This window comes from Nostoc sp. UIC 10607, assembly GCF_047228265.1.
In the GTDB taxonomy this organism is placed as follows: domain Bacteria; phylum Cyanobacteriota; class Cyanobacteriia; order Cyanobacteriales; family Nostocaceae; genus Nostoc; species Nostoc foliaceum_A.
This window is the reverse complement of sequence record NZ_JBIQNW010000015.1, coordinates 48,081-73,636: the sequence shown is the minus strand read 5'-3', so window position 1 is coordinate 73,636 and position 25,556 is coordinate 48,081. Positions and strand designations below refer to the sequence as shown.

17 protein-coding genes are annotated in these 25,556 nt (G+C 42.8%); 4 read left to right on the top strand and 13 right to left on the bottom strand.

Annotated features, from left to right (window positions below):
- Nucleotides 1–103: 103 nt before the first annotated feature.
- Nucleotides 104–1,702, bottom strand: a complete 1,599-nt coding sequence (locus tag ACEYW6_RS15825) for a B12-binding domain-containing radical SAM protein (RefSeq protein WP_412980461.1) — start codon at nucleotides 1,700–1,702, stop codon at nucleotides 104–106.
- Nucleotides 1,703–2,198: 496 nt separating this feature from the next.
- On the opposite strand from ACEYW6_RS15825, the gene ACEYW6_RS15820 reads away from it, so the two are divergent.
- Together ACEYW6_RS15820 and ACEYW6_RS15815 are read left to right on the top strand one after the other, a co-directional pair.
- Complete coding sequence (locus ACEYW6_RS15820) at nucleotides 2,199–2,378, top strand: hypothetical protein (RefSeq protein WP_412980460.1); 180 nt, start codon at nucleotides 2,199–2,201, stop codon at nucleotides 2,376–2,378.
- Between the two features lie 30 nt (nucleotides 2,379–2,408).
- Nucleotides 2,409–2,915 carry a hypothetical protein gene (locus ACEYW6_RS15815; protein ID WP_412980459.1) on the top strand — a complete coding sequence of 169 codons (507 nt, stop codon included), beginning with the start codon at nucleotides 2,409–2,411 and terminating at the stop codon, nucleotides 2,913–2,915.
- An 8-nt stretch (nucleotides 2,916–2,923) separates the two neighbouring features.
- On the opposite strand, the gene ACEYW6_RS15810 is transcribed toward ACEYW6_RS15815, so the two are convergent.
- Both ACEYW6_RS15810 and hemE read right to left on the bottom strand, forming a co-directional pair.
- Nucleotides 2,924–3,877 carry an NAD-dependent epimerase/dehydratase family protein gene (locus ACEYW6_RS15810; protein WP_412980458.1) on the bottom strand — a complete coding sequence of 318 codons (954 nt, stop codon included), beginning with the start codon at nucleotides 3,875–3,877 and terminating at the stop codon, nucleotides 2,924–2,926.
- Between the two features lie 183 nt (nucleotides 3,878–4,060).
- The gene (gene hemE, locus ACEYW6_RS15805) at nucleotides 4,061–5,122 is read right to left on the bottom strand and encodes a uroporphyrinogen decarboxylase (protein WP_196512640.1); all 1,062 of its coding nucleotides are present in this window, start codon (nucleotides 5,120–5,122) and stop codon (nucleotides 4,061–4,063) included.
- A 222-nt stretch (nucleotides 5,123–5,344) separates the two neighbouring features.
- Here hemE and ACEYW6_RS15800 point away from each other — a divergent pair, with 222 nt between their 5' ends.
- Entirely contained in the window at nucleotides 5,345–6,094 is a 750-nt protein-coding gene (locus ACEYW6_RS15800; protein WP_412980457.1) for a hypothetical protein, read from the top strand.
- A 3-nt stretch (nucleotides 6,095–6,097) separates the two neighbouring features.
- Here ACEYW6_RS15800 and ACEYW6_RS15795 read toward each other — a convergent pair whose 3' ends face one another.
- From ACEYW6_RS15795 to ACEYW6_RS15785, 3 genes are all read right to left on the bottom strand, one after another.
- On the bottom strand, nucleotides 6,098–7,393 hold the full coding sequence (locus tag ACEYW6_RS15795; protein WP_412980456.1) for an ABC transporter substrate-binding protein: 1,296 nt from the start codon (nucleotides 7,391–7,393) through the stop codon (nucleotides 6,098–6,100).
- Nucleotides 7,394–7,445: 52 nt separating this feature from the next.
- The gene (locus tag ACEYW6_RS15790) at nucleotides 7,446–8,597 is read right to left on the bottom strand and encodes a glycosyltransferase (RefSeq protein WP_412980455.1); all 1,152 of its coding nucleotides are present in this window, start codon (nucleotides 8,595–8,597) and stop codon (nucleotides 7,446–7,448) included.
- 73 nt (nucleotides 8,598–8,670) lie between these two features.
- Nucleotides 8,671–9,330 carry a glycosyltransferase family 2 protein gene (locus ACEYW6_RS15785; protein ID WP_412980454.1) on the bottom strand — a complete coding sequence of 220 codons (660 nt, stop codon included), beginning with the start codon at nucleotides 9,328–9,330 and terminating at the stop codon, nucleotides 8,671–8,673.
- A 2,128-nt stretch (nucleotides 9,331–11,458) separates the two neighbouring features.
- Here ACEYW6_RS15785 and ACEYW6_RS15780 point away from each other — a divergent pair.
- Nucleotides 11,459–14,086, top strand: a complete 2,628-nt coding sequence (locus ACEYW6_RS15780; RefSeq protein WP_412980453.1) for a M4 family metallopeptidase — start codon at nucleotides 11,459–11,461, stop codon at nucleotides 14,084–14,086.
- A gap of 173 nt (nucleotides 14,087–14,259) precedes the next feature.
- On the opposite strand, the gene ACEYW6_RS15775 is transcribed toward ACEYW6_RS15780, so the two are convergent.
- The 7 genes from ACEYW6_RS15775 to ACEYW6_RS15745 all read right to left on the bottom strand — a co-directional run bounded on the left by ACEYW6_RS15775 (nucleotide 14,260) and on the right by ACEYW6_RS15745 (nucleotide 25,318).
- The gene (locus ACEYW6_RS15775) at nucleotides 14,260–15,327 is read right to left on the bottom strand and encodes a cyanophycinase (RefSeq protein ID WP_412980451.1); all 1,068 of its coding nucleotides are present in this window, start codon (nucleotides 15,325–15,327) and stop codon (nucleotides 14,260–14,262) included.
- 80 nt (nucleotides 15,328–15,407) lie between these two features.
- Nucleotides 15,408–17,351 (bottom strand): alpha-amylase family glycosyl hydrolase, encoded by a 1,944-nt coding sequence (locus ACEYW6_RS15770; protein WP_412980450.1) that lies wholly within the window; start codon nucleotides 17,349–17,351, stop codon nucleotides 15,408–15,410.
- An 84-nt stretch (nucleotides 17,352–17,435) separates the two neighbouring features.
- Nucleotides 17,436–18,842, bottom strand: coding sequence for a Dyp-type peroxidase (locus ACEYW6_RS15765; protein WP_412980448.1), 1,407 nt, complete (start codon nucleotides 18,840–18,842; stop codon nucleotides 17,436–17,438).
- Between the two features lie 362 nt (nucleotides 18,843–19,204).
- On the bottom strand, nucleotides 19,205–19,657 hold the full coding sequence (locus ACEYW6_RS15760; RefSeq protein WP_412980447.1) for a hypothetical protein: 453 nt from the start codon (nucleotides 19,655–19,657) through the stop codon (nucleotides 19,205–19,207).
- A gap of 134 nt (nucleotides 19,658–19,791) precedes the next feature.
- Nucleotides 19,792–21,420: a flavin monoamine oxidase family protein gene (locus ACEYW6_RS15755; RefSeq protein ID WP_412980446.1), complete on the bottom strand. Its 1,629-nt coding sequence runs from the start codon at nucleotides 21,418–21,420 to the stop codon at nucleotides 19,792–19,794.
- A 28-nt stretch (nucleotides 21,421–21,448) separates the two neighbouring features.
- The gene (locus tag ACEYW6_RS15750; protein WP_412980445.1) at nucleotides 21,449–23,368 is read right to left on the bottom strand and encodes a thiamine pyrophosphate-binding protein; all 1,920 of its coding nucleotides are present in this window, start codon (nucleotides 23,366–23,368) and stop codon (nucleotides 21,449–21,451) included.
- A gap of 36 nt (nucleotides 23,369–23,404) precedes the next feature.
- Entirely contained in the window at nucleotides 23,405–25,318 is a 1,914-nt protein-coding gene (locus ACEYW6_RS15745) for a S9 family peptidase (RefSeq protein WP_412980444.1), read from the bottom strand.
- Nucleotides 25,319–25,556: the final 238 nt, after the last annotated feature.

The window sequence follows — 25,556 nt, the reverse complement described above, 5'->3', positions numbered from 1 at the left end:
AACGAAAACCGCTACAATTGAGAAATGCCACTACACACGAAAATTCACCCGTATAAATGGACGGGTGAAAATGTGATCGATCAATTGTTATTTTCTAATCAAACTAACTAACTACCGCTTCAGCTTTTTCCTCAGCTTTTTCCTTCACTAGCACATAAGGCTGTTCTGCTCCTTGTGCTAGATATTCAGCTAGCTGACTTTCTATTTGATCGCGCACAATTTGGCGATACTCTAGAAAATGCTCGTTGTGGGCGCAAGCAGAGATGTAATGCTCAACAACTCCAGGGTTACGCTTGAGAATACTGAACAAATGATGCCAGAATTTCCAGCGGGTTTCCCGTTTGATTCCTTGTCGCCAAATCACAATTAGCAGCGCTTTCACAACCACCCACTCTGGCATTTTCGCTGGCGCTTTCCAACTTGGCAAACCCATCATCAGAAAACAGCGGTAGGTGCGATCTAAGTACTGTACTGGATCGTATAAAGTACAAAATGCCTCAATATATTCTCGTGCAAGTTCTTCCAGAGGGCGGGTGGGAAGGAAGTTCATCAATGTTGTTTGGTTGATGTTGCCATCTTGATTTTCCCGGAGTCGTCCTTCTTTTTTCAGGCGATGCCAAAGCGCGGTATTAGGTAACGCTTGTAACATGGCAAAGGTAGTAGAGGGGATAGCTGCTTGTTCTGCAAAGCGAACAATGCGATCGCCTGCGCCTGCTTTTTCGCCATCAAACCCAATAATAAACCCAGCCATTGGGCGCAATCCCGCTTTGGTGATGGTTTGCACTGCCTCAGTTAGAGAACTGCGAGTATTTTGGAACTTCTTGGTCATTTGCAAACTATCCTCATCCGGCGTTTCGATTCCCAAAAACACCGCCGAGAAACCACACTCAACCATCAACTCCAACATTTCTGCATCTTGTGCTAAGTCAACTGAAGCCTCAGTGTCAAATCGGAAAGGATATTTATGTTCTGCCATCCAGACTTTTAACTCTTTCAGCAACAATTTCACATTTCGCTTGTTGCCAATAAAGTTGTCATCCACCATGAACACACCCCTCCGCCAACCCAATTCATAGAGGTAATCTAACTCTGCTAACAGTTGTGCTGGGGTTTTGGTGCGCGGTTTGCGCCCGTAGAGAACAATAATGTCGCAAAATTCGCACTGGAAGGGACACCCACGCGAAAACTGCACCGACATCATGTCATAGGCATTCAATTCTAATAAATCAAAGCGGGGTATTGGTGTGCTTGTCACATCAGGTTTTTCTGTGGCGCGGAAAGTGCCAGATGTGTCTCCCCTTTTGATTGCCTCAATAAACATGGGCAAAGTGATTTCGCCTTCATCCAGAATCAGAAAATCTGCGCCAACATTTTCAACTTCGTGAGGTACAGAAGTGGGGTACGGGCCGCCAACTGCGACTAGCTTGCCACGTTTTTTTGCTTCCTGGATTTGCTCAAGTAAATCTTGTTTCTGGACAATCATCGCAGAGAGGATTACTACATCTGCCCATGCCCACTCTTCTTCTGTTGCTGGGCGGATGTTGCGATCGACCAGTTTGAATTCCCATTCTTGGGGCAAAATCGCGGCTACTGTTACTAAACCCAGAGGTGGTAATAAAACCTTGCGATCAACTAACTCCAAGATTTTTTCATAAGACCAAAAAGTTTTGGGAAATATTGGATACACTAACAAGATTCGCATGTAGTATCAATCCTCACACTTTGATTGTTATCCCACTCTAACGAAAATAAAGAGTTATTGACTTTTTATTAAAGTTGTTTTATTTTACCATTGATATTTTTACCTCAAATGGGCAACTAGAGACTGGAATTCTGGCAGCTAATCGGCAAAAAGAAAAGCATGTTGAAACAGGAGTCAAGAGATTTCTGGCTTTCCTTACTGCGACCAGGTTGTAAACTAAATGCATATCAGCAGGACTTATACAACTGTCACAGGCGATCGCTAGATGTGTTAAGCACTATTACTAAAAGTTGCTAAGAATATTAATCACTGTAATCTGGAGCAGATATCCAAACCTTTGATTAAAAGGCTTTGTAGACTGATGCTGATCACCATCTACTGACTAGATTTCTTGAAAAAGACTCTACATATATAAGAAATATTATCATTTAGCTGTATTGTGATAAAGAGAAGCAAATTAGAAAACAAGTGTAGCGCTTCAGAATAAATCAATCAGATGATCGCACAATGGCTCTTAAAAGCTTTTGCACAAAGCTTCAGGATTCTCCTTGCCGTTACATTTATCAGTACTACATTTCCTGTGGTTGCATCCGAAGATAAGTCCAGTTATGGTAATCAACCTAACCTACTTCAAACTGAGATTACACAGCAGGATCTCAAAATCATTGAGCAATGAGTAGCTATTGCTGAACACAACTCAGCCCAAGTGCTGGAAACAAAAGCTGCAATGGGATTGAATGCTTTTAAAGATGTCGTTGCTATCGAATTATCTCCGGCTCTAACTACGATCTCAACATCACCGGATTCGCCATCTGAGCGCGAAAACAGCTTTGCCTTAACTGTTACAATAGACCCGATTAAATTCATCAGTACTTTTCAGCAGCTTCCTATTTTGCAAGCTCGTTGGAAGGAAGCTAGACAGCAAAAAAGATTAGCTATTGTGCAATATTATGTTGCCTATCTCCAAGCACGGCAAGCAACTCTAATTGCCACTTATCAAATACAAAAATTTACTGGAGGTTCCGGTATTGCCAGCCTTTATTCCCAAGCAACTTTTCCTAAGAATGTCAATCATCTTGCTAATCCTGATTACGTTGCAGCTGCAACATCTATGTTAGAAGCAAACACACGCGAACGATTGACACTAGAAGAACTGGCAGTTTGTGTCGGCTTATCTCCGCAAGAAATGACCGCCATCATTAGCAAAGAATAGATATTTTATCATGCACGTTTAACGCCACTAATTTTTAAAACATCACTCATGGTTGCACAATAATTTGGCAAGCCGAAACTATCAGGATTAATCGCCTTTTCATAAGTGAAATGCCGATAGTTCATGCAAAATCTATCCCAAGCAGCCATTTGAATGCGGAACAGAACAATAATCAAATTAGCCAATGCTATAGATATGGGAATGCGAAAGTAAATCTTTTTGCCCAGATAAGCACAAACTTCTTTCACTGCTTGATTAGCAGTTAACGGTGCTTGACCTAAAACAAGCCGACGTGGTTGATTGTTTTCGGGAGGATGATCAATTAAATATCGCACGACAGTGGCAATATCTTGTCCGTGGATAAAGTGAAAACTGCCATCTGCTTCCAAAAAGCGAATCAAATTAATATATTTCGTCACTTCTGGAATGCCAGAGGTGAGGTGAGAATAAGGTTTATTGGCATCACCGCCCAATACTAAAGTGGGAAATACTGTGGTAATTTTAGGTGCGATCGCTAATTTTTCTTTTTTCTGTAAGCACTCATATTTAGAACGGATGTAATCTGTCCCAATTTCCCCGGCTTCTTTTAATGGTTGATTGTACCGATCTAAAACGCTAGCTGTCGAAAAATAAATCACCTGCTGGCAACGTTCTGGATCTAGTAGTTCGAGCAACTCTATAGTCTTAACGACATTAATATCAAATGTCTCATCACCACCCCAAGCTGTGGCTGTGAGTACTGCTGTATCAATTGTGGATAGCAAATCGGCAAACTGGCGAATATTTTGCATATCGCCTTGTAAAACGTTGATACCTGAACGGGCCTTGGTATCAACTTGCAGTTTGCTTGGGTTCCTAACTAGTAGATACAGTTCGTAATCTGTTTCTTTAATTAAGGCTTCTGTTAAATAATGACCTACACAACCACTTGCACCAGTCACTAAAATCCGTTTCTGGCTCATAGAGAATTTTTCAAAATTTAGGAGTTAAAACTAAAGAGTTAAGAATAAAGTTAAAAGTTCCAAATCAGAAGCCATGAATCAAGTTAGGAGTAAGGAGTAAGGAGTTAAGAATAAAAAAATAACTCTGCACCTCGCAACTGAATAGTTTATAACTCCTAACTCATAACTCATAACTCATAACTTCTAACCCTTAACTCCTGCAAGATTCAGTTCCTTTGCTGTTTCAAAGAAGAAAGCAACATTTTCTTCGGGAGTTTCTGGTAAGACACCGTGACCGAGATTGAGAATGTGACCCCAATTACCAGCTTTGCGAACGGTATCGAGAATGCGATCGCGGATAAACTGTTTAGAGCCAAATAACACACCTGGGTCAAGATTTCCTTGAACTTTGACTTGTTTGCCCAATCTAGCCCGTGCGTCTGCCATATCCACGGCCCAGTCTACACTGACAATATCAGCGCCAGATTGTCCCATTCTTTCCAATACACCCGCACTACCGCTAACTAGCAAAATCAATGGTGTATCGGGGTGAGTTTGCTTGACTTGCTGGAAAACCCTCTGCTGATAGGGGAGAGCAAAGGTGTCATAATCTTGAGGACTCAATTGACCCGCCCAAGAATCGAACATTTGCACAACTTGAGCACCACAGTCAATTTGATAGCGGGCATAGATGGCGATCGCATCTGCTAATTTAGTTAACAATTGATGCAGTATCGTCGGGTCTGAGAATGCCATGTTTTTGATGATGGAATAGGTTTTAGAACCTTTTCCTTCTACTGCATAAGCTGCTAATGTCCACGGCGCACCCACGAAGCCCAACACCGTTGATTTATCGCCCACTTCTGAGCGCAACGCCTGCAAAATTGTCTTAATAAATGGTAGAGCTGCTTCTGGTTCTAAAGGATGCAGACGCTCAATTTGTTCTTGAGTGCGGAGGGGTGAGTGAATGATTGGCCCTTTACCTTCCGCAATATCCATGTCAATGCCCAAACCAGGTAATGGGGTGACAATATCAGAAAATAAAATTACTCCGTCTGGCTGAAAGGCTCTCCAGGGTTGCAAAGAAACTTCAATTGCTACTTCAGGAATTTCGGAGCGATCGCGAAACGAAGGATACTTATCTCTTAAGTCTCGATATGCTTTCATATATCGCCCTGCTTGTCGCATCATCCAGACAGGGGGACGATCTACTACTTCACCACGAGCAGCCCGTAAGAGATGAGGAGTCGTTAAAGAAACACCCATTTATTACTTCATCCTAAGTCACATTTTTATGCCACTGTTTAGCTTATCATTCTGGGATTACGCTTTTTCAGCAGGTTTACCTCAAAAGCGCTAGTCGCTTTACAGCAAAGGGCAATCGGGGGTCGGGAATCGGATAAAACAAGAATTAACAATAAAAGTGGAATATAAAAGAATTTCGTCACTCTTTTGTGTTTTCTCCACTCTCTACTCCCCTAACTTGATATGCAAACTGACTCTAACAGTCCCGATCATGTTGCATCTGCTAATAACGAGCCTAACCCAGGAAAATTTTTGATTCCGCGATCGCAGCGACAGAGGTTCTTTATTCAGTTTACCTTAATGACCCTGATCGGATGGGTTGTGGGTGGCGTTGCCAGTATTGCCTTAGAGAAAATTATTCTCCAAAGCTTACTTAGTGTTGCAATCCAACCACAAACATGGAGCATTTTGGTCAGAAGTCTCAGTAATGTTGTATTTGCAGTAATTTTCGCTGCTGATCAGAGCCTTGTGCTTTACCGATATTTACCGGGTTGGCAGTGGCTATTTGCTACTAGCGTTGGTTGGCTAATTGCCAATGGCGTTTCTACAGCCTGGATTAACCACATTTCAACTATTGCTTCATCGTTAAATGAAACTTTATCTCCTGAACAAACTTTTATTTTTGGATTTCTATCTGCGATCGCATATATAATTTCTGGTATTTGGCTGGGGCTTTGCCAATGGCTGGTATTGAGGCGATATACAACAGGTATTTGGTGGTGGAATTTTTTACCTTCAATTTCTTTCTTATTAATTAGTATTTTGGTTTGGTTGCTTTTTATTGTGCAAAATTTGATTCCAGACACCTACCGTACTTTCATTTTATATTGGAGTGGACAAGGGCTTACAGCAGTAATACTAGGAGCCATACCAGCAATTGGTTTGTGTGTATTAAAAAGAAATCCACATGGACAGACTCGAGTTTCTTTATAATTTTCATTTGTCATCCCAAATAAGTTCTAAACGCTCTTGTGCTGTTTTGAGTGCTTTTTCGGCAGACTTACCTAGCAATGTAGCTTCGATCGCTCGACCAAGACTGTCAGAAAGACGACTATATCCAGCAATTATCGGTTGAGAACGTGCCACAGATAGTTGTTCAAAAAAGACTTTTAACACTGGTTTTTCATTAATGAATTGCTGATAAGCTTTGCTTTGAGCCGATGTAAGAGTAACTGGCAAAAAACCCGTCCCTATGCTCCATTCGGTTTGGAATTCCTCACTCAAAACATACTCTAAAAATTTGAATGCTGCTTGCTCTCTTGCTGGTGTAGTCTTCATCACAAATAAATTTCCAGTACCTGTGACTGTAGCAGGTCTGACACTTGCTGGTATTGGTAATACCTGATGATCAACGTCAGATTTCATGATTAACGTCCAAGGGCCTGTGATCTGCATTGCAACACGACCGGTAAGAAAAGCGTCCTCTTCATAACCTCGTTCTGGGGCGGAAAGCAATACTGAACCATCTTTTATCAGGTCTTGCCAGAATTGTAAGGCAGCGATCGCACCCGAATTCGTTAAATTGGGGCGATTATTAGTTACAACCTCTCCCGCAGCACCAAATAAAAACGGGAACCAACTAAATACAGTCCATCCTCCTTTTCCTAAAGGCAGTAATATTCCATACTGCTCAGGTCGGCGATCGCCATTGCGGTCTATAGTTAATTTTTTTGCAACTTGTCTCAATTCATCCCAAGTCTTGGGTAATTCTGTGATCCCCGCAGCTTCAAAAAGTTTAGGGCGATAAAAAATACCAATGTTACTAGTGTGCATTGGGATTGACCAAATATGACCATCTAACTGCATTTCTTCCAGTAGATTAGGTCTGATGTCTGACTTTAGTGGTAACCTGTCTAACCATTCTTCTAAAGGTCGAATTGCCCCTAGTTCTACAAATTGGCCTGTATATTCAGGATGGAAAGATAGGAGGTCTGGTGGCACATTGGCAACCACTGATGTTAATAATTTTGGTAATTGAGGTTCACTTTCAAAGATAGATTCCACCTGAATATCAGGATGAGTCTGATTAAATTTATCTACTAGCTTTTGAAATATATCTCGATTTGCGGGGGGATTAATAGCTTGCCATAGTGTCAGATGAATTACCCCATCTTCCTTGTGTCTTATCCCCTGATAACTAGATAAAAATAGAAGACACAAGCTCAAAATGATTCCTAGAAGCGACAAACGCCAAAAAATTCTAATTCTGGAAGTTATAAAATTAATATTCATACAAATTATTTAAACCCAAATATAATTTATATAGTAATTCCCAACCAACTAATCACAGTTTTTGAAAAACAACTTCTTGGAGCAAACTTTCTAACTTGTTAGCACAGCTATTTTCACTAAAAAATTGTGCTATTTGCTCAGAGCGATTAATCTTTTCTTGAGGAGTTTTTATATGTTCAATAATAGCTTCAGCTAATGCATCTACATCATTTGGTGGTACTATTGTTCCACATTTAAGTACTTCAGAAATCTCACGTGGACCAACTGGACAATCAGTGGCAATAAACGTTACTCCACTAGCTACAGCTTCTACTAGAACTAATGGCAAACCTTCAAAATGGGAAGCAAGTATAACTGCTCTAGACAATGAAAAGTAAGCTCTAGGATTGAGAACAGAACCTGCAAAGAGCACAATTTCATCAATGGCTAAAAACTTTGTGATAGCTTGCATCTCTATCTCTAAATCACCTTCTCCTAACAAAATCAGCCGAATATTTAAGTAATTTTTACTAGCCTTAGCAAATGCCTTGAGTAAAGTTTTATGGTCTTTTTGATGGTGAAATCTGGAAGCACATACAAAGGTAATCAACTGCGAATTGTTAAACCAAGATATGGCTGTAGGATGAAGAGGTTGGTTACTAATATCATCTATAGCCGGATTATAGGATATAACGATTCGATGGTGGTTAAAGCCAATGTTTGCAAACCTTTGATAGAGAGCCTTGCAAACAAATATTAATCCACCAGCTTGTTGAAGCGCAAGCATATCAATTTTACTAGCAAGACTTATAAATAAGCTTTGAATCAATGCACTGATGGGGTTTGTTTTAGGTTCAACATGTGATTCAGAAATATAATCACTGTGAATATAGCTAATGTAGGGAACAGATAAACTTCCAGGGATGAATTTAGATAGATAAAAGAGTTTAGTGACAAATGCACTATGACAAACAATAATATCCGGTTTCTGTTTAGCAATAACCCTGCTTAATTTTATTGCTACCCGTATTTGGTGTATTATCCCCCCAATCATAAATAGCGTACCTGCAACTTTCATAACAATCACAGTTTTGGCAGCTTTAAAAGCTACTATCCATTGTGACTCTAAAACGGTAAGCACCACAGTAGAGACTTGGTAGCCAGCTTTGGACTGAGAAGAAATTAGCGAATCAGCAACTTTTGGCGCTCCACCAATGTTATTCAAAACTATATGACAAATATGCATAGTTGCAGGTAGCGTTATACTTAGTGAATCAAGATAAACCGAATTAAAGTTTTTAGGTTAATGAGCGCTGTTCCAAAACATTCTTGGTAATACTTGTTTCTGCTCTTGTATAAACGTAGGTTTGCGGTTTTGTAACTTTTTGAGTTTTGAAAATTTTGTCTGCCCGTTTCCAAAAGTCTGTATCTTCTCCATAGGAAATATTATTAAATCCCTGCAATTCAAAAAACACTCGTCTCTTACCAAAAAATGTAGGACCTAAAACACATTTGCGTAAATTAATTATTTGATTTTGTTGAAAATAATCGGCTACGAAAATCTCTTCTTCAGAGAAAAAACCTCCTTCAATCAAGTCAATTTCTGGATTAGCTTGCATGTATTTAAGTCGTGACTCTAGATGATTGGGTCTATATGTATCATCACTGTCAATAAATGTGATATATTTGCCAAAAGATGATTGAACTCCGGCGTTTTTAGAGTACGCTAATTTTTTATTTTGGTGTTTTAAATAACGTATATTATTAAATTTTTGGAGATAGGGATTGACAATTTCAAAAGTATTGTCTTGGCTACCATCATCAACTACCAAAAGTTCCCAATCTTTAAAAGTTTGCTCAAGAACACTATTGATGCAATTATTTAAATATTTTTCTCGGTTGTAGGTACAAAGTATGACTGAAATTTCGGGACTGTAGTCAAAGACGATGGGACTCATAAGAGTTAAATGTTCAATTTGTAACTAGTTTAAAATCGTTCACACTGGCAAACTAGCATCATAACCAAATAAATAATGATGCTATTTGTGATTTATTCACTGATATTCAATATGCCATGATCTGCATCAACCAAACGATGGCTACACCCGTCAAAGGCATCGTGCAATACTTGCTGTACAGTAAAGGTAAGTGTATTTGACGTTGATTGACATTACACTGGTTGACCCCCTTAGGCAATTTTGCAGACTTTATCAAACACCACTTAAACATTGTTGTCCTGAAGGTGGCATTTGCCCTATTTTTCCTTTTGGGACTATAACCCAGATTAGTGATCATGTCTACATAATTTAAGGTATTTTGCTTACGTACCGTTTCATCGTAAGTATTTATAAGAACCGCAAAAGAGGGGCAAAGGGTTGCGAACTTTGCCAAAGTTGTAATGTGAGTGCGATCGCAAAGGACACGTTGGGCAAAGCCGTTCCCGTCCGTGCAAGGTTTCCGTCAAGAGAAGGGTAGAAATAAGAGTTTTAGAGAGTTATTGCGTTAGTTCTAATTTAGGACAGATCCTAAAGCGATCAATGTTAGTGTTAGGGCGAATTTCTCGACGATAATCATGCGATCGCCTCTCTTTCTACCCCGCCCGTGCTTCTAATTCTCGCAAAGCCCACTAGGAGGAATTACCTTTAATAAATCACCTCGTTCTAAGCGTTGGCACACTTTCACAAAAATACTTTACTGAGTTATTCACATCAATAGAGTATATAAATTTACTATAATCATCTTTTGCCAGTATTTATTTTGTATTTTAGTAATTATTTATACTCCTGCATAAGTACTGCAAATCTTGCCTACAGCGATCGCATGAAGCACTGCATGAGGGCAATCACTCCTGCTAACCTCCTTTTATCATTGCCGCTATCTCTTGACAGCATAGGTCATATTCGCGCGTTGCTGGGACTGTTCAAGAGCAGCGATCGCTACACAAGAGAAATCAACTTCTCATTTTCACTTTTGTATAGCGGAGAAGAAAAAGTCGTAATTAGCAGGGATAACGACGTTGTTTCCATTAATTTGCCTCCACTAACTATGTGGAGGCAATAAGTCTAACGGTGAAAATTACGGACTTGTAAGGAGCCTGCACAAGAATTGAGAATTGAGCTTTCACTTTCTCACATATTTGCCGACCATTGGTCGGCAAATATGTTTCGATATGCGAGTAGACAACATCATAGCTATTGTTAAATCCATTTCTAAGGCGGGCTATTAGGCATCACACTCCGCTCACGTGCCTAAAAAGCAATCTGCACCCATATAACTCTCTGGCAAAATGCCTCTGATTCGCTAATAAATTCCTGTATTCTAGGATATCCGTTCTTTGTGGAGAGCCGAATGATTCCATAGAGCAAGACTGGAAAGTGAGAACATCAATACCAAAACGGCGATGAAGTAGTAAACGTAAGGTGTGAGAGGCAATTTTGGCAGCAATGTGAACACAAAAACCATCCACTGTTTTGTTAAGTAAGCGTTCGGGATCACGACCAGTGTTTTGAATTTCGTGAAAAACACTTTCAACACGCTGGCGAACACGACTAATAAAACGCTTCAAAGCGTTTGCGTTAAGAATTTTAAACTATTGCGTTCATTGCCAAAAGATTTATATACCCTTCAAATTATAAGAACATTTTTACACTTCATTTCTTATCCTCTTATCCTTCAGAATGCCCAAGCTTAATAGAGAGGCTCTATTTACTGAGAAACTTATGGCTAGTATCTCCTTTATCTACAAAGTCGCCTTTCAGAGTACATACCTGACAATCTAATTAATTAACTTTGGCACTGTAGTTTCCTACAGTTCTCTGTCTCATTCATAACATAATTGATTAAAATTTGAGATATTAGAAGCTGAACTTTATCCAATTAAGTAGTCTAAACCATTTTATCTATCAAAAGGACTTAAAATACTAGATTTTGATGTTCTATGTTGATTAAAAAAATTAATAAAGAAAAATAATTCGACAGTTAATCTTAATTTAACTCTCCTTGCTTTAGCTCTTACTAAAGATTGAAATTATGTCTGTAACTCACACATTAGGAGTTGACTCCACGATAAAAAAGGAGGAAAAATAAATGAGTAAGAACGGACTTCACACCTTTGCATTCCACACAAAAGACGAAACTTCAGATCGGGTAGCTAATATATTGCGGACTGAAAGACCTTCGTTAGCTGCCTTCGCCACGACAAAAGCTGTAGGTCTGCGTAACCTTGATCCAGAAACAGCCGCTCGTCAGCACTTAAATCAGGCTCTGGCAAGTAAGGAACTGCCGCAGTTTACTGCTCCAGAAGTGAACAACGCCACTTGTGAATTCAAAATCCTTGGCACCGAGACATTGCCCCTTACTGAGACGAAAACTGTAAAGTTTCGTCAAACATACAACAAAATTCCAGTTTACGGTTCCTTAATCACTATTGAGATGGACTATGGGAACGAGCTACTTGCAGTCAACTCGTCACTGGGAGAGCCGATAAATGTAGACACCATAGCGCAGATTTCACCAGCCGAGGCGTTGAATAAGGTTCGTGACTTAGCGGGATATGGATTGAAACCACTCGAAGCAACACCCCGTTTGTGTTACTACTTTGACACAACCGTTGAGCGATGGCGCTTAATATACGTAATTGAGGATGTACGCCAACGAAGCCGAGAGAAAACACAAACGGACAAGCATATACCACTGTTAATGGACTACTTAATTGATGCACATAATGGCGAGATCGTTGCTAAATTACCTCGAACGCCGAGTATTGTTGCCGATAGAGTCTCTTTTTCTCAATCGCAGGTTGAAGAAGCACTAGACGGTCTTAAAAAGCCGCGTAAAATTTGGTACTCAGTTACAGGAGATAGGAGAACACTACAAGACCTGAATCTGAATGTTCATACATACGACTTTGAATTTCAAGACTTGGATTCGGGGTTATTACCAGGTAATTATGTAGGCAAACCACCAGAGTGGTTACCAGAAGCGATCAGTGCCCACGCGAACGCAGCGGTGGTAGCAATTTTCCTGCGGGAAGTTCTCCGTCGCAATGGTATCGACAATATAGGTGGGCCGTTAATTTCCAGCATTAACTGCATAGTTGCAAATGAAAGTCCGGACGGTCAGGAGTGGCGGAACGCGGCCTGGGTAGAAGGGCAAATGGTGTATGGTCAAAGGAAAGTTCGTGGACAGCTCCGTTCTTATGCTGTAGGGCTTGATGTTGTTGCCCACGAGATATTCCACGGAGTAACTGATCGGACGGCACGGCTCCAGTATGCGGGAGAATCTGGAGCTTTAAACGAATCTTACTCAGATATTTTTGGGATCATTGTCTCTAATTTTGAAGAGCCAAATCTGTCTGCATGGAACTGGGAAATGGGAGAGGAACTTCAAGGTACGGGGATACCGCTCCGGGATCTCAGTAACCCTAGCAAATATCGGCAACCTGCACATATGCGAGATTACCTGAACTTGCCGATTACTGAAGCTGGTGACTGGGGAGGCGTTCACTTCAACAGCGGCATCCACAATTTAGCTGCCTACAAAATTATGACAGCTAAGGATAGGCAAGGAGCTTATCTATTTGATCGCAAGAGTCTTGCAGCGCTTTTCTACCTAACATTGACTCAGTATCTATCTCGGACTTCCTTATTCAGAGACAGTCGGCGGGCGATTGAACTCGTTGGTCGCACCTTGTTTCGAGGCGATACGATTGAGGTTCGGAATGCAAAGTTGCAGGCGATCGCCCGCGCCTTCGATGCGGTAGGAATTTCGATTTCTGGTCAGGAACAACTACTAAATGGGAGTATCTTCTCAGGAGATACAATCACGCGATCGCAACAGTTAGGCAATGGCTCACCACGCATAGTTGGAAACCATTATCTCGTATATGTACACGGGATTAGCCAACATAGAGAGCATTATTCCGACAGTTGGTGGCAAGCATTACAACCGCACGTCGGAGAAGTTTTCAAGAACGGAAACCTTGGTGACACGCGCTTGGAGGTGCTATGGAGTCATTTAGTCAATACCGAAACTTTTGTCAATGCTGTCAATGCAGTTGATCACACCAAGCAACAGCAACTGCGGCGAGAAATTATGGCTATTTTAGAAGATCGACGGCGACAAGAACTAGCGACAAATACCAACGATGGTTTCCACAGAAGTTCAGCAATGCAGACTCATTGGGTAGAAAGCAATGCAGCGGCTCTGGCAATTGACGACTTTCTCATTTATATGTTAAACAGCAGAATGCGCCAGCGCATCATTGATTGCTTCACAGATGTTGTCAAGCCTCTTCTGATTAATAACAACCAAATCGACATCATTTCTCACAGTTGGGGTACTGTAGTTGCCTACGAAGGATTGCGAGAACTTGAAGCTAATGAGCAATTTTTACAAAGATATGTCTCGAACTTTTTTACCGTAGGTAGTGCTTTATCAATTGGAACGGTGCGCGACTTCTTACGCCCAGAAAATAGAGATGGTCGCCGACCCTCTATGGTAAACAAATGGATCAACCTTGATGCCAAGGGTGATCTCGTTGGCGGTACTTTATGGGGTATGTTCGATATCAGTGAGGAAACTCTAAAACTTAACCCAACAAGTTGCTCACAACAATGGTTTGGCTATGATTCAGTTTGTGCTCATAATTCTTACTTTGTCAAAGAAAACATAGCTGTTAACCAGGAAATTTTTGCTAAGAACATACTGGCGTGATTGTTAGAAATAGTTACAGGATGCATATATTGTTTTTAAATCTGGAGGGAGCAAATAAAAAAGAATAAACAACGAACCGAAGAACTTTTGACAAGGTGGAGAATTATGTGCATTCCTTCACCTTGCTAGAACAAATACAATGATTTATGAAAAGTTTTCTGAAGTTAAAGTGATTAGTTAGATCGGTAAGGATCAGCACTGAGTTGTCCCTGATTGACCGTCCTGAGATAATAGCCTCTGGTAGGTCGGTTCTTTAGGTCAAACGTCTGCCCATTATCTACTTTCCATATTTTGAAATTAGAGAACGTGAGTGATCGATCCGGCTCACACCTTTCAGGTAAGTGATCGCCTAAGACAATGTAGACTGGTCCTTTTCCCATAGCCTGAGCCATGCCATTCTGATCAACAACCAGCGAAGTGGCTTCTGGCAGGCCAATGCCCAAAACCTCATCTGCCATGCCATCGCGGATTTGGCGGGCAATGAATGCCATCAAGCGACCCATACGATCATCTACATCAAAGTGCGTGTCGATGATTGTGCCTTTGAGGGTTGTCCACTCGAACAGGTTATTGGTAAAACTTATGTCTGCATAGGGATCGCGTAAAGCATCGTCACTGGTGATATTTTCTCGTCCTTGTAAACAAGCGTTGTAGATAAACTCACTTTGGATCATAGCACCAGCACTAGTGCCACCAATTGCGCCCCCGCGTGCATAGACGGATTTTACGGCATCCTCCAGTTCAGTGCGCTGAAAATTTCGTGCGTAGTTGCATTGGTCTCCTCCCGCAAAGAAAATTACCTCGGCTTGCCGGATGCGATTGACGACATCAGACTGATTAGCATCTTCCCGACTGCCAATCACGAAAGTTTCTACGGAATCGACCCCCTGCATGCACATAATAGGCTGATTGTAAGCATCATCGTTGCTGGGATCGTCATCAGGCGAGCGAATCACCACCACATCTACTTTGGTGGCGCAATTGCTACACCCCCTCACCTGGTTGATCATCCACTGAATTGCTGGATCAACATCACGCCCCCCACCGCCTAAGTCATAGACCATCCCAGATAAGAGTGGATTGACATCAGCAGGATTACCTTTCTGGTATTGCATAACTCTGGCTTGTGCTGATGTGGGAAAGACAGCGATCGCAAAACAGAGAGTCAGGATGAACACGCCTAATGATTTTGCTAGATATTTAAATCGGTTCGAGGGGGAATAACTGTTTTTCCTGTTCACCTTCATAGTTTCCTCCTATTCTCCTGGTAGGAAATCAGTCAGTTGTTTAGCATCTGCGATCGCATAACCTCAGCTTGACATCAGGGATGATTCGTCAGAATCAAAAATTCGGATGCTGAAATCGGTTGGATCTCAACATAGGCAGTCCCATCTTGTTGCTGCACCGACACCGTTGATCCCACTTTGTGAGAACCTGTGTAACCCGGCAGATTTCCCACTTCAGCCGTATTCAGAATCACCGTCATTGAACTTCCAATCGCGTTCAGATTGGCATCCACCAAAACTCTTGCTCCCCGATTATCAGTTCCATGACTGTTTAGCACACAAACTACCTCTTCATCATCTAGAATCCTTGACCAACCGATAATTTCTCCACTCCGTCCGTGGTCGCCAAAGGGCAAGTTTAAGAAGGGAATCGCGATCGGTCGCAAATACTGCCGTCCCAATCGCAGCACTGGGAACTGCTTACGGATTGCTGCCATTGCCGCAATCCGGACATAGGCAGGGTGATTTGGCTCGAAACAATGAGCACCTGCTGTCCCAAATGGCCCGAAACCAGGTAAGTTTTGATCGAGGGCTTGCAGTCCCGCCACACCAGATTGTCGGGGATGCTCTGGACCAAACATCGCCTCCCGTAAATAGCGATCGGATTTCTTCCAGTCGGGCAACCACCTCCGTTCAGACGGTTCTGGCCCCGCCAATGCCTGCTCAGTTCCAGCGTAAATGCAGGGCACTCCCAATGTAAACAGTTGCAATGCTACTCCGGCAATCAGCTGATGATCCGATGCAGCTTCACTGGAAAAGCGGATTTTTTCACCAAATACATGATCATGATCATCCAAAATTGAAACATGCCGCCGTCCGATATTCCGATGCGACCCCATTACAGCTTTCCCTGGATCAAACCCGTTAAAGTAGGCTCTTGGATCTATTAGCCCTTTGGCAACCAGGTTAAGATTTACCCGCATCTCGGCGATATCCAGAGCAGCGTTTAGATTTTGCCCCACCACATCCAGATAGCGGTCTTGGTTGTAGTCTCCGCCTGCTATTTCTCCCACTAGAAAGAAGTCACTCTTACCTAGATTGGCTGCAAACTCCTTAATAGTTCCGCAAAAATTTCGGGCTTGTTCATAGGTCACATGCTTGAGTGTATCAATCCGAAAGCCATCACAGTCTGTCAGCGCAATCCAGTATTTATAACATCGGGCTAAGTTATCTAATAGATGGGGATACTCCAACTGGAAATCTCGTAGTGTGATGAAATCCGAACGCCGGAATTCCGCATTGGGATCATCCAAGTCTCCTCGCCCCAAATCTCCCTTGCCAGCACGAGTGTAGCAATCTGCTTCCTGAAGTTCCCTCGGCCACACTCCTTCTGCGCTCGTTTGAGGCTTTACCGCAATGGGTTGTCCACGATCGCCTAGCCATGAGCCAAACTGATACCAACCAGACGTATAAGGTGGTTCCAATTCTCCCCCAGAAGTATTCGGAGCATAGAGCCAGTTAGATCCTGAATGGTTAAAAATGATATCTAGGATAATGCGTAGTCTCTTTTCGTGGGCTTTATTGACCAGACTGACCAAATCTTGGCGAGTCCCAAAGCGAGGATCGACCTCTAGAAAATCTTGAATGCCGTAACCGTGATAGCTATCCAAGTGACCCCGTTGTTGAAAAACTGGACCTACCCAGATCGTCGTCATGCCCAGTTGCTTCAGATAATCCAGTTTCGACTCTAATCCTTTGAGTGTCCCACCCTGCCAGCGATCACCTCCGGACTCTGCCCATTTATCAAATCGCCAAGACTGCCCATTCGTTAGATTAGGGCGGGCCAGATTCAGTTGCTGTCGATTCAGCAGAGGACGTGTATCCTCTTTACCATCGCTAAAGCGATCGGGTAAGAGAAAATAAAGCACTTCATTTCTCCAATCCGCAGGGGAGGGAAAGTAATTCTCGCGTCGAGGCAAACAAAAGTCTTTTAGACTATCCGGTCGCTGTGTAGCTAGATTCTGATCAACAAATGTCATAGAAATTATCTCAAGATTGGTAAATAAGTTTACTTAGTGAAACTCTTTTCTCTTTCGACGAAGACTATAAATTTTCTCCCCGACTTACTTAGTTGAATAACTAGCTATGTGTTGCAACGCGGTAATACTAGGTATAAAACAGTAAGCTCCTCCTTTGGTTGTAATGAATCGATCAAAACCCGTCAACTTGATTGAGGGGTTGTCTGGGGAGACGGGAATATCGAATTGACCACTTTTATTGTCATTAGCACCAATCAGAGGAGCTTTAGCATCTGTAGGTAAACCAGCAAAATCTCCTTTATTCACCCACTCTTCCATGACAAATTCAAATTGACGTTTGAGATTCACACAGATGAATAGACCTAGCAATCCCCTTTCAATGCCATCATTAGGAGAGTTAGGATTATAAGAGGGCCCATAGGGAATTCCCCTACGGATGAGTCTGTGAATATTTGTTACTCCTTGTATTTTTGCCGCACGAGGATTTGTGCGTCGTATATGTGAACCAATCGGACATTTATATCCTTGTGGATCATCAGAATAATCAAAATTATTAAATTGTTCGTAAATAATTGGTTCTTTAGGGGAAGTTAGTTGATCAGCATCTGGAGAAAGGTCTAGAGGGACACCATTGCGCCATCGGCCACACATTTTAGCTGCCAGTTTGTCTGAATCAATTTTATCTTTTTGCTCTTGGAGAAACTTTTCAAAGCCAGCTACATCTTGTTCCAGGACTCGAAAAGCAGCAAAACTACCATTCAAGCCCAACTCCGGAGGTGTCGGTACGTAGTAAGGAGCTTTTTCATCATCCAGCAGGATAAACTCATAAGCAGGAATAATAGGTTGGGGATCTAGGGATTTTGAAAGTCCACGCTTTGTAGGAACACCTTCTATTTTCGGCTGTGAAATTCCATCTTTGTAACCAAAATGAACTATATCGCTGGGTTGGCCTTTCTCATCAGGAAGTTTAGCTCCATCAAAGCAAGATAACTCTTTAAGTGCGTCTCCTTCCTTAAAGAGCGATCGCAGTTTATCCGATTGCTGCTCTAACACCTTACTATCTTGAGCATAGAGCGAGAGCAAAACATGAGTATTAGATGTTCCTAATCCACCTTTCCACTTATCAGGGGCACTCTCTCCAATATCACCTACTTGAGTTGCTTGAGCAATGGCACCTTGTCTAAATGATTTGTAGTTGGAACCGGAAAAGGATTTACCAATATCTGCAACAATTTGGAGAGCGTTTAAACCTTCAAAAGTAAATCCAATATTTAAGCAATAACTCGGTTTTATGTCCCACCATGCAGCAGTGGTGATCTGAGGAATTGATTCATCACTACCGCTTACCAAGCTACCAATAAATTTCTTTGCGCCCTTCGCATCTTTAATATGTAGAACAAAATGTCGCACATTGTTCATGTTATAGCCACGGATAATATAACCCTGGATATCACTAAAGTTAAGCTGCGTTAGAGTTTTTTCATTTGTCATAGATTTTCTCAATTTCAGAAGTAGGATGTTTGACAAATGGAGAATTATTGCCTTAAACTTGGCGACAAAAAAGCTTACATCTTCTGCCTTTTTGCTCAGTCCATCTCTAAATAAAAGCGTTGCCAAATAGAACTTTTCAGATTAATTAACTACAACTTACTCTAGGGGTGTGGTTGCCACTAAAGTAAGTTTTAGTTTAAAGGATGTTTGAAAAGTCCTCTTGTCAGTATCAAAAGTTTAGATCCTTCTAAATTACCCGATTAATTGGGGGACTTTGATTCCGGTTACCCCCGATTTATCGAAGGTTTAGGGGGGATCTAAAAGTGCATAAAGTCACAGTGAAACACTTTCCAGATAACCTCTTAGCAGTTAGACGCTAGCTGACGAATTTTAACCACAGTTAAAGTAGGATAAGCACTATACCAAACTTTTACTGGTTGATTATATTTTTGTATATAATCAGCAAAAGCTTCAGAGTCTTTTTGGACTGGAATTAACCCTTCAGCATTTTCTAAATGCACTAACACTGTATTGAAAAAGTCACCAACCACTGCAACAAAGTCATCAACATATTTATTAAAATCTCCGTCATAGGCGGTAAAGAGTGCAAATTTAGCATAATACTCTTCCCCTGATTCTGGCGTAACTTTTTCGAGAAACATAAAACGGCCAAAATGCACTGTACCAATCTGATCTAGTGCTGCTCCAAAAGTCCCAGTTTCTAAAATATCCTTTAGGGCTTTATAGTTTTCTGGCACTGGTGCCTTAATTGGGGCAACAAAGCTTAATGGATGTTGTTCTGGTTTAGTACTCATGATCATGACTCCTTAGTATTTTTAGAACTTAACGCGGGTATTGCTTGTTGTGGCTATGTCCATTTAGTTTTTATTAGTAAATAAGATGCGTTTCTCGTGACCTGTTAAGTGGACATACAAGGGCAAAGTTTTGGCTATTTAATGGTCTGCTTTTTACGCTGTACTGTACTAGACAGTAAGGGGCTAATACCGAACTTTTCCAGCACCATGTCGGACGTTTGCAGTGCGCCTTCAACCCAACCCTGAGCGTCTGAATAGGCTTCACCACAGATGTAGAGTGAGCAATCAGTGCCGAGCGGTTGGATAATTTGTTGCTTCACCTCCCAGCTTTTTACACCGATATTCCAACTGTTCCATCCACCGCCAAATGGGTCGTCACCCCAGTCGCGGAATGCGGCGTTCTGCACATCCGGTGTATAGTTGAGACCGTGGATGATCCCAAGCTGGCGTGCCACCTCCTCAACCATCGGTGCCGATGCCACGTATTTGTCCCATTCGTTGTTAAGCTTTTGCTTGCTTGACCCCAGGTATGGATTTTTCACTAATTCCGCAACCTGCCGACGCGCTTGCCAAGCCTGATGTCGTCGTGGGCGGAGACCGTCCCAAAAGCCGATGTCTGTGCCATCATCATAACTTGCCATCAGCATCGATGGCCCCTCGGTGGCTGGTTTGCCGTCGTCCTTGGGCCAGTAATAGGTTTGCCGCACTGGCAGGTCTGTGACTGTTCTTCCAGACTCAACTGGAATGAACTTACCATCGTCCGTGTAGCCTGCTGCACGCCACCACGGGCTAGTATAGGTTGTGAAGAGCTTGAAGAGTGGGCGCGGTGTGACGCTAGTGATGAGGTGCTGAATCTCCAGCATAGGCGGACTTGTAGGCACAAGCAGATCGAGTGAGCGGCGCGGCATAGCGAGGATCAATGATTTTGTCGCGATCGTTTCTCCTTGGATGCTCAGTTCAAATGTGGCGTTTTTCCAATCGAAGCCGTCAAGCCTAGTATTAAGCCGAATTTCGCCACCAGCTTTGGAGAAAAGCTGCGCTAATGATTTGGGTACCTCCTGAAATCCTTTCTTAAAACCCTTGTATTGCGGGTCAATGCCAAAATCGGAGAGATACCAGGGAATTGCATCAGCGGCATTCCAGTTAGTGAGTGTTGAGTTGTAGCCACCAGCATCAATGCCGAGTTCGTAAGCTTCGCCGCTGATGATGCGTATTAGCACGTTCCAAAAGCCTTGTTTCCAGAGCGGTGTTCCAGCGAAGCTCGCGTTCTGCACCATCTCTCGGCGTTGAGATTCAGTAAGCTTTGGATTTGTGATTCCCGGTACAATCTGCTCAATCGCATTGATGATGATGCTGCCTGCTGTACCACCACGTTCCAGAAAGGAGAGATGATACGGCACTTTATCCGGTTTGATAATGAAATCGGAAAGCCGGAGATAGACACCACGGAGATAGGCGATGTTTTGTGGTTGATCGACCGGAAAATCATACAACTCAATCTGCTGCTCTAGTGGGAGGACTTTATTAAGCTCTCCGATGAGCTTTGCGATCAGTGGTTGCACTGCTGGGAGGATACGCATCCCCCCAAGTTCCGCAACCATGTTTGAAATATCGGGCGGGCGCACTGAGAGCAAACGCCCCCCAATATAATCGCTCCCCTCGAAGACAACGATATTTTGATCTGGGTAGGCTTGTTTGAGCCGCCACGCACTATAGACGCCTGATACACCACCACCGACGATCGCAATATCGATTTCTGCCATGATTTGTCATCCTCTATTGGTGTTTGGTTTAAAAAATAATCGGAACATTCACGGCTGTGCCAGGAGCCTGTGTCCGCAAAAATGATTTTTCCACCTGACGATGAAAAAAGTTGAGTGGCGGTTGTGCGGTATAGCGTGCAGATATCTGCTGGGTCAATGGCGTTGAGAGCGTGTCTTTGGCAGTTCGTACATCGAGGATATACGAGCGCCGGTTCTCCAATACATAATCGATGCCGCGCCGTACAGCAGAACTAACGTCCTGAGAAGTCTCTACAATCTCACCATCTTGACCACCGAAGGCCTTCGCCAGAGCTACAAAGTCGAGTTTTGGCTTCTCAATTCGCAGATACTCAGGGTCGTTAGTCTTCGGTTTCCAGCCATAGCCAGGTGCAGAGCTATATGCAGCGACTACCTGTTGCAGTCCGCTTTGCAGTGTTTGGTATTCCTGATTGTTCGTAATGATATAGAGTATGCCGAGTTCGCGGTGTGCCGCAGTCCACCAAGTTTGCGGATAAAACAGCGATGAGCCGTCACCGACGGCGTTAACGACCAGGCGCGTCTCGATGCCTTGCCAACCAAAGCTTTCGAGTTTAATTCCCAGAGAAGCAGGCATTGACCAGCCGAGGGAGCCGCCAGCTACGCAATAGTAGCTAATGGGTGCGGCCCCATCATTGCCAAGTGGAAGAAAATACTGGAACGGTGCTGGATCGGAGACTGCCTCATGGACGTACACAAACTGTTTCTCCAGACCGCGCTCCTGAATCGCCTCGCGGAGCGCGTCAGCAATGGCAACAGCCCAAATCTCATCTTTTGTTAGCGCTAGTTCCAAATATTGTTGCCACTGTTGATGTCGCTGAACATTGAGTTGTCGCAGATTCTCGTTGCGCTTTACCGCCTCTGTTGGGGGGTTCTGACGAACAAGGTTGTTGATCAGTGGGAGTGTTGTTTTGATATCGCCGAGAATTCCCACCTGGCTATAAGAGTTCTTGCCGATGTCCCAGGTGTTATTCGTCAAATAAATCTGCTGAACACTGGGGGGAATCAGAGGGCCGTCGGAATACTTGAAGACTGTAATCTGAGCTTGGAGACCGAAGCCGCAGAAAAAGGCAACATCATGATCTTGAAATACTTGCTGCATTCCTAATTGGGTACCAGGGAGTTCTCCCTGCCAATGGAAGTCATCATTGGGGAAATTCGCCACGCTACTGAAGGTCTGGAGTAGTACTGGTGCGCCCAGGAGTTCCGCGAGTTCCTGTAACTCTGGCCAAGCATTAGCATAGCCAACTGCATCACCAGCAATGATAATCGGGTTCCTTGCTTCTGCCAGCAGCAAAGCCGCTTGCTGGATTGTTGATGAGTCACCAGTGAAATGGGGTGATATCTGTGTGATCCCTGGAATACGATCTTCGGCATCAATGTGGCGCATTGTAAATTCCCACGGGATGGCGACCATCACTGGACCGTTAGGCGGCGCGATCGCCTCTTTGAACGCACGCTGTAAAACCAGCCCAATTTCCTCGGGTGTCCGAACCTCATGTGCCCATTTCGTATACTGCCGTGCCAGATCAACGAGGTTTGAGGCCAAGAGTGGCTCTTGTGTTACTAACTCATTTTGCTGCTGGCAACAAAGTATTACTAAGGGGATATGCGATCGCCAGGCGTTGAAAAGATTACCGATGCTATGAGCGATACCCGGTGTAACGTGGACAACAACAACGCCTGGTTTGCCGCTCATCCGTGCCGAACCCATCGCTGCACCGATGGCGATGTTTTCATGTAAACATTCAATGTATTGGACTTCATTTTCTGGATATGATGTGCCATCAATAATTGGAATTTCGTTTGTACCTGGTACACCAAAAATGTAGTGAATGCCTATCTCACGCAGAATGTCGAAGATGTAGTCGCGAGTCCAGCGTTCTGGGTGTTGTATAGTCTTATTTGTCATACTTTATTATGCGGATTATGCCAAAACGGTAATAAATCAAAAACGCAAACCTGATTTTGTCAGCCATAGATCGAAGAAATACAGTTCCGCTTCTAGAGCGTGCTTGATGTTTTCTGCCTGCCGAAAGCCGTGCTGTTCGCCGTCAAAGAGAAAATAACCTACAGGAATATTTTTACCCCGCAACGCCTCGACAATTTTCTCCGTTTGGTTGGGAGGAACAATTCGATCTTCATTGCCTTGAAAAAATATCAGGGGCGAAGAGAGTTTGTCAGCATGATGCACAGGAGAGCGTTCTTCATAGAGGTCACGTCGATCTGGATAAGGGCCAATTAACCATTCGAGATAGTGCGACTCAAATTTGTGCGTATCCCGAACCAAAAGCTCTAAATCACTAACGCCATAAAAACTGGCTCCTGTTTTAAAGAAATTGCGAAACGTTAAGGCGCTTAATGTTGTATATCCACCAGCACTTCCTCCTGTTATAGCTATCCGTTGGCTATCAACTAAATTTTTTTGAATGAGATACTTCGCTGCATTGATACAGTCATCAATATCAATAATTCCCCATTTTCCTTTCAGGCGATCGCGGTACTCTCTACCGAATCCAGTGCTACCACCATAGTTAACGTCAAGAATTGCGATCCCTCGACTTGTCCAAAATTGTTTTGACAAATTTAAAGTATCGTCAGATGCTGCTGTAGGGCCACCATGACACATCACTAATAGAGGAGGTAAACTCCCAGCAGGTGCAATATAATCAGGATTTTTGGGAGGGTAAAAAAAGGCGTGTGCTGTCAACTCTTTCTCGGTGGGGAACTCAATAGCTTCAGAAGTAGAAAAATAAGGTTGCCATTGCTGGTTTTCTTGAGTAGACCGACGTAGGATTTCAACTTCGTAAGTCTTTAAGTCAATCTGAACTAACGCCGAGGTCATAGTGGGTGAACCTGCAATAGCCACAACCTTTCCTGGTGTGGCATGAACAGCTGTGAAATAAGTAAACGGTGTATCGATAGGCTTAAGCAAACCCGTCAAGAGGTCAATGATTCCTAGTATCCACCTTCCTCGTTTTGCATAAGTGCAGACGATATGGTTGGCAGATACAAATGCATAGGTAGAAGTTCCAAACTGCCAAGGAGGCTGACCGAACTCAGCCTCATCCAAAAGAACTGGTTCAACTTTGCCATTCACAAATTTATAGAGGTTCCAGTAACCGCTCCGGTCAGAAATGAAGTAGAGTACACCATCCGGCGACCACTTTGGTTGTAATATGGATTCTGCTGAACCACCTGCAACTTTTTGTGAGTTCTCCAATTTACCCTCATCTGTGCAATTAGCAATCCACAATTCTGTGGCTACCCAAGGCATATTTGGATGGTTCCAGGTTAGCCAGGCAATTTGCTTACCATCATGAGTCAGTCGAGGAGATGAATAGAAATCATTACCTTGAACTAGAGACTCCAATTTCCTACTGTCAGCAACCGCAACCGCAACAATAGAATTGACAGGCTCGCCGAGTTCATTTGTGTGATCTTCTTGGATGCAGATAATTCGATTCCGAGCCACGTCGTAATCACCATCTGCGTATCGCTTTTTCTCATCAGGTGTCAATGGCTGGGGGGTGTCTATATTAGTTTGTCCATAAATCCGTTGATCGTTGAAGTTTGAGAAATATGTAACTCCGTCCTTCACAACAAAAGCACCACCTCCATATTCGTGGACTAGTGTTCTAGCACTGAAACCCTTTGGAGTAATATCGACAATTTCGCCATTGGCAGTTCGTCTGACAATTACATATCGACCTTTTTCTGATGGTCGTGACTCGATCCAATAAACATCCTCGCTATCTAAGGCTACTTCTTGAATATTAATCGTTTCAGCAACGATAGCGTCAGCAGTAATAGCAGACTTCCAGAATCCATAGGGGGATTCCAGGGGTTGTGGTAAATCCATACTTATAATTACTTGTACTATTTTTTTAACAAAATTTGCTAGGAAGTATCTCCCCATAGCAAATGTCGGATAAAAATCTATTTGTCGTGTTATGAAATTAATATCGTTAAACTTTTAAATTGATGTAATTTTCATCCCAGCTATGTTGTAGCACTTTGCATTCCTTAGAACAACGGCAGGTAAAAAAGACTTATACTGCGTATAATGAGCTAATGCTTGATATAGCGTAACTTGGCAG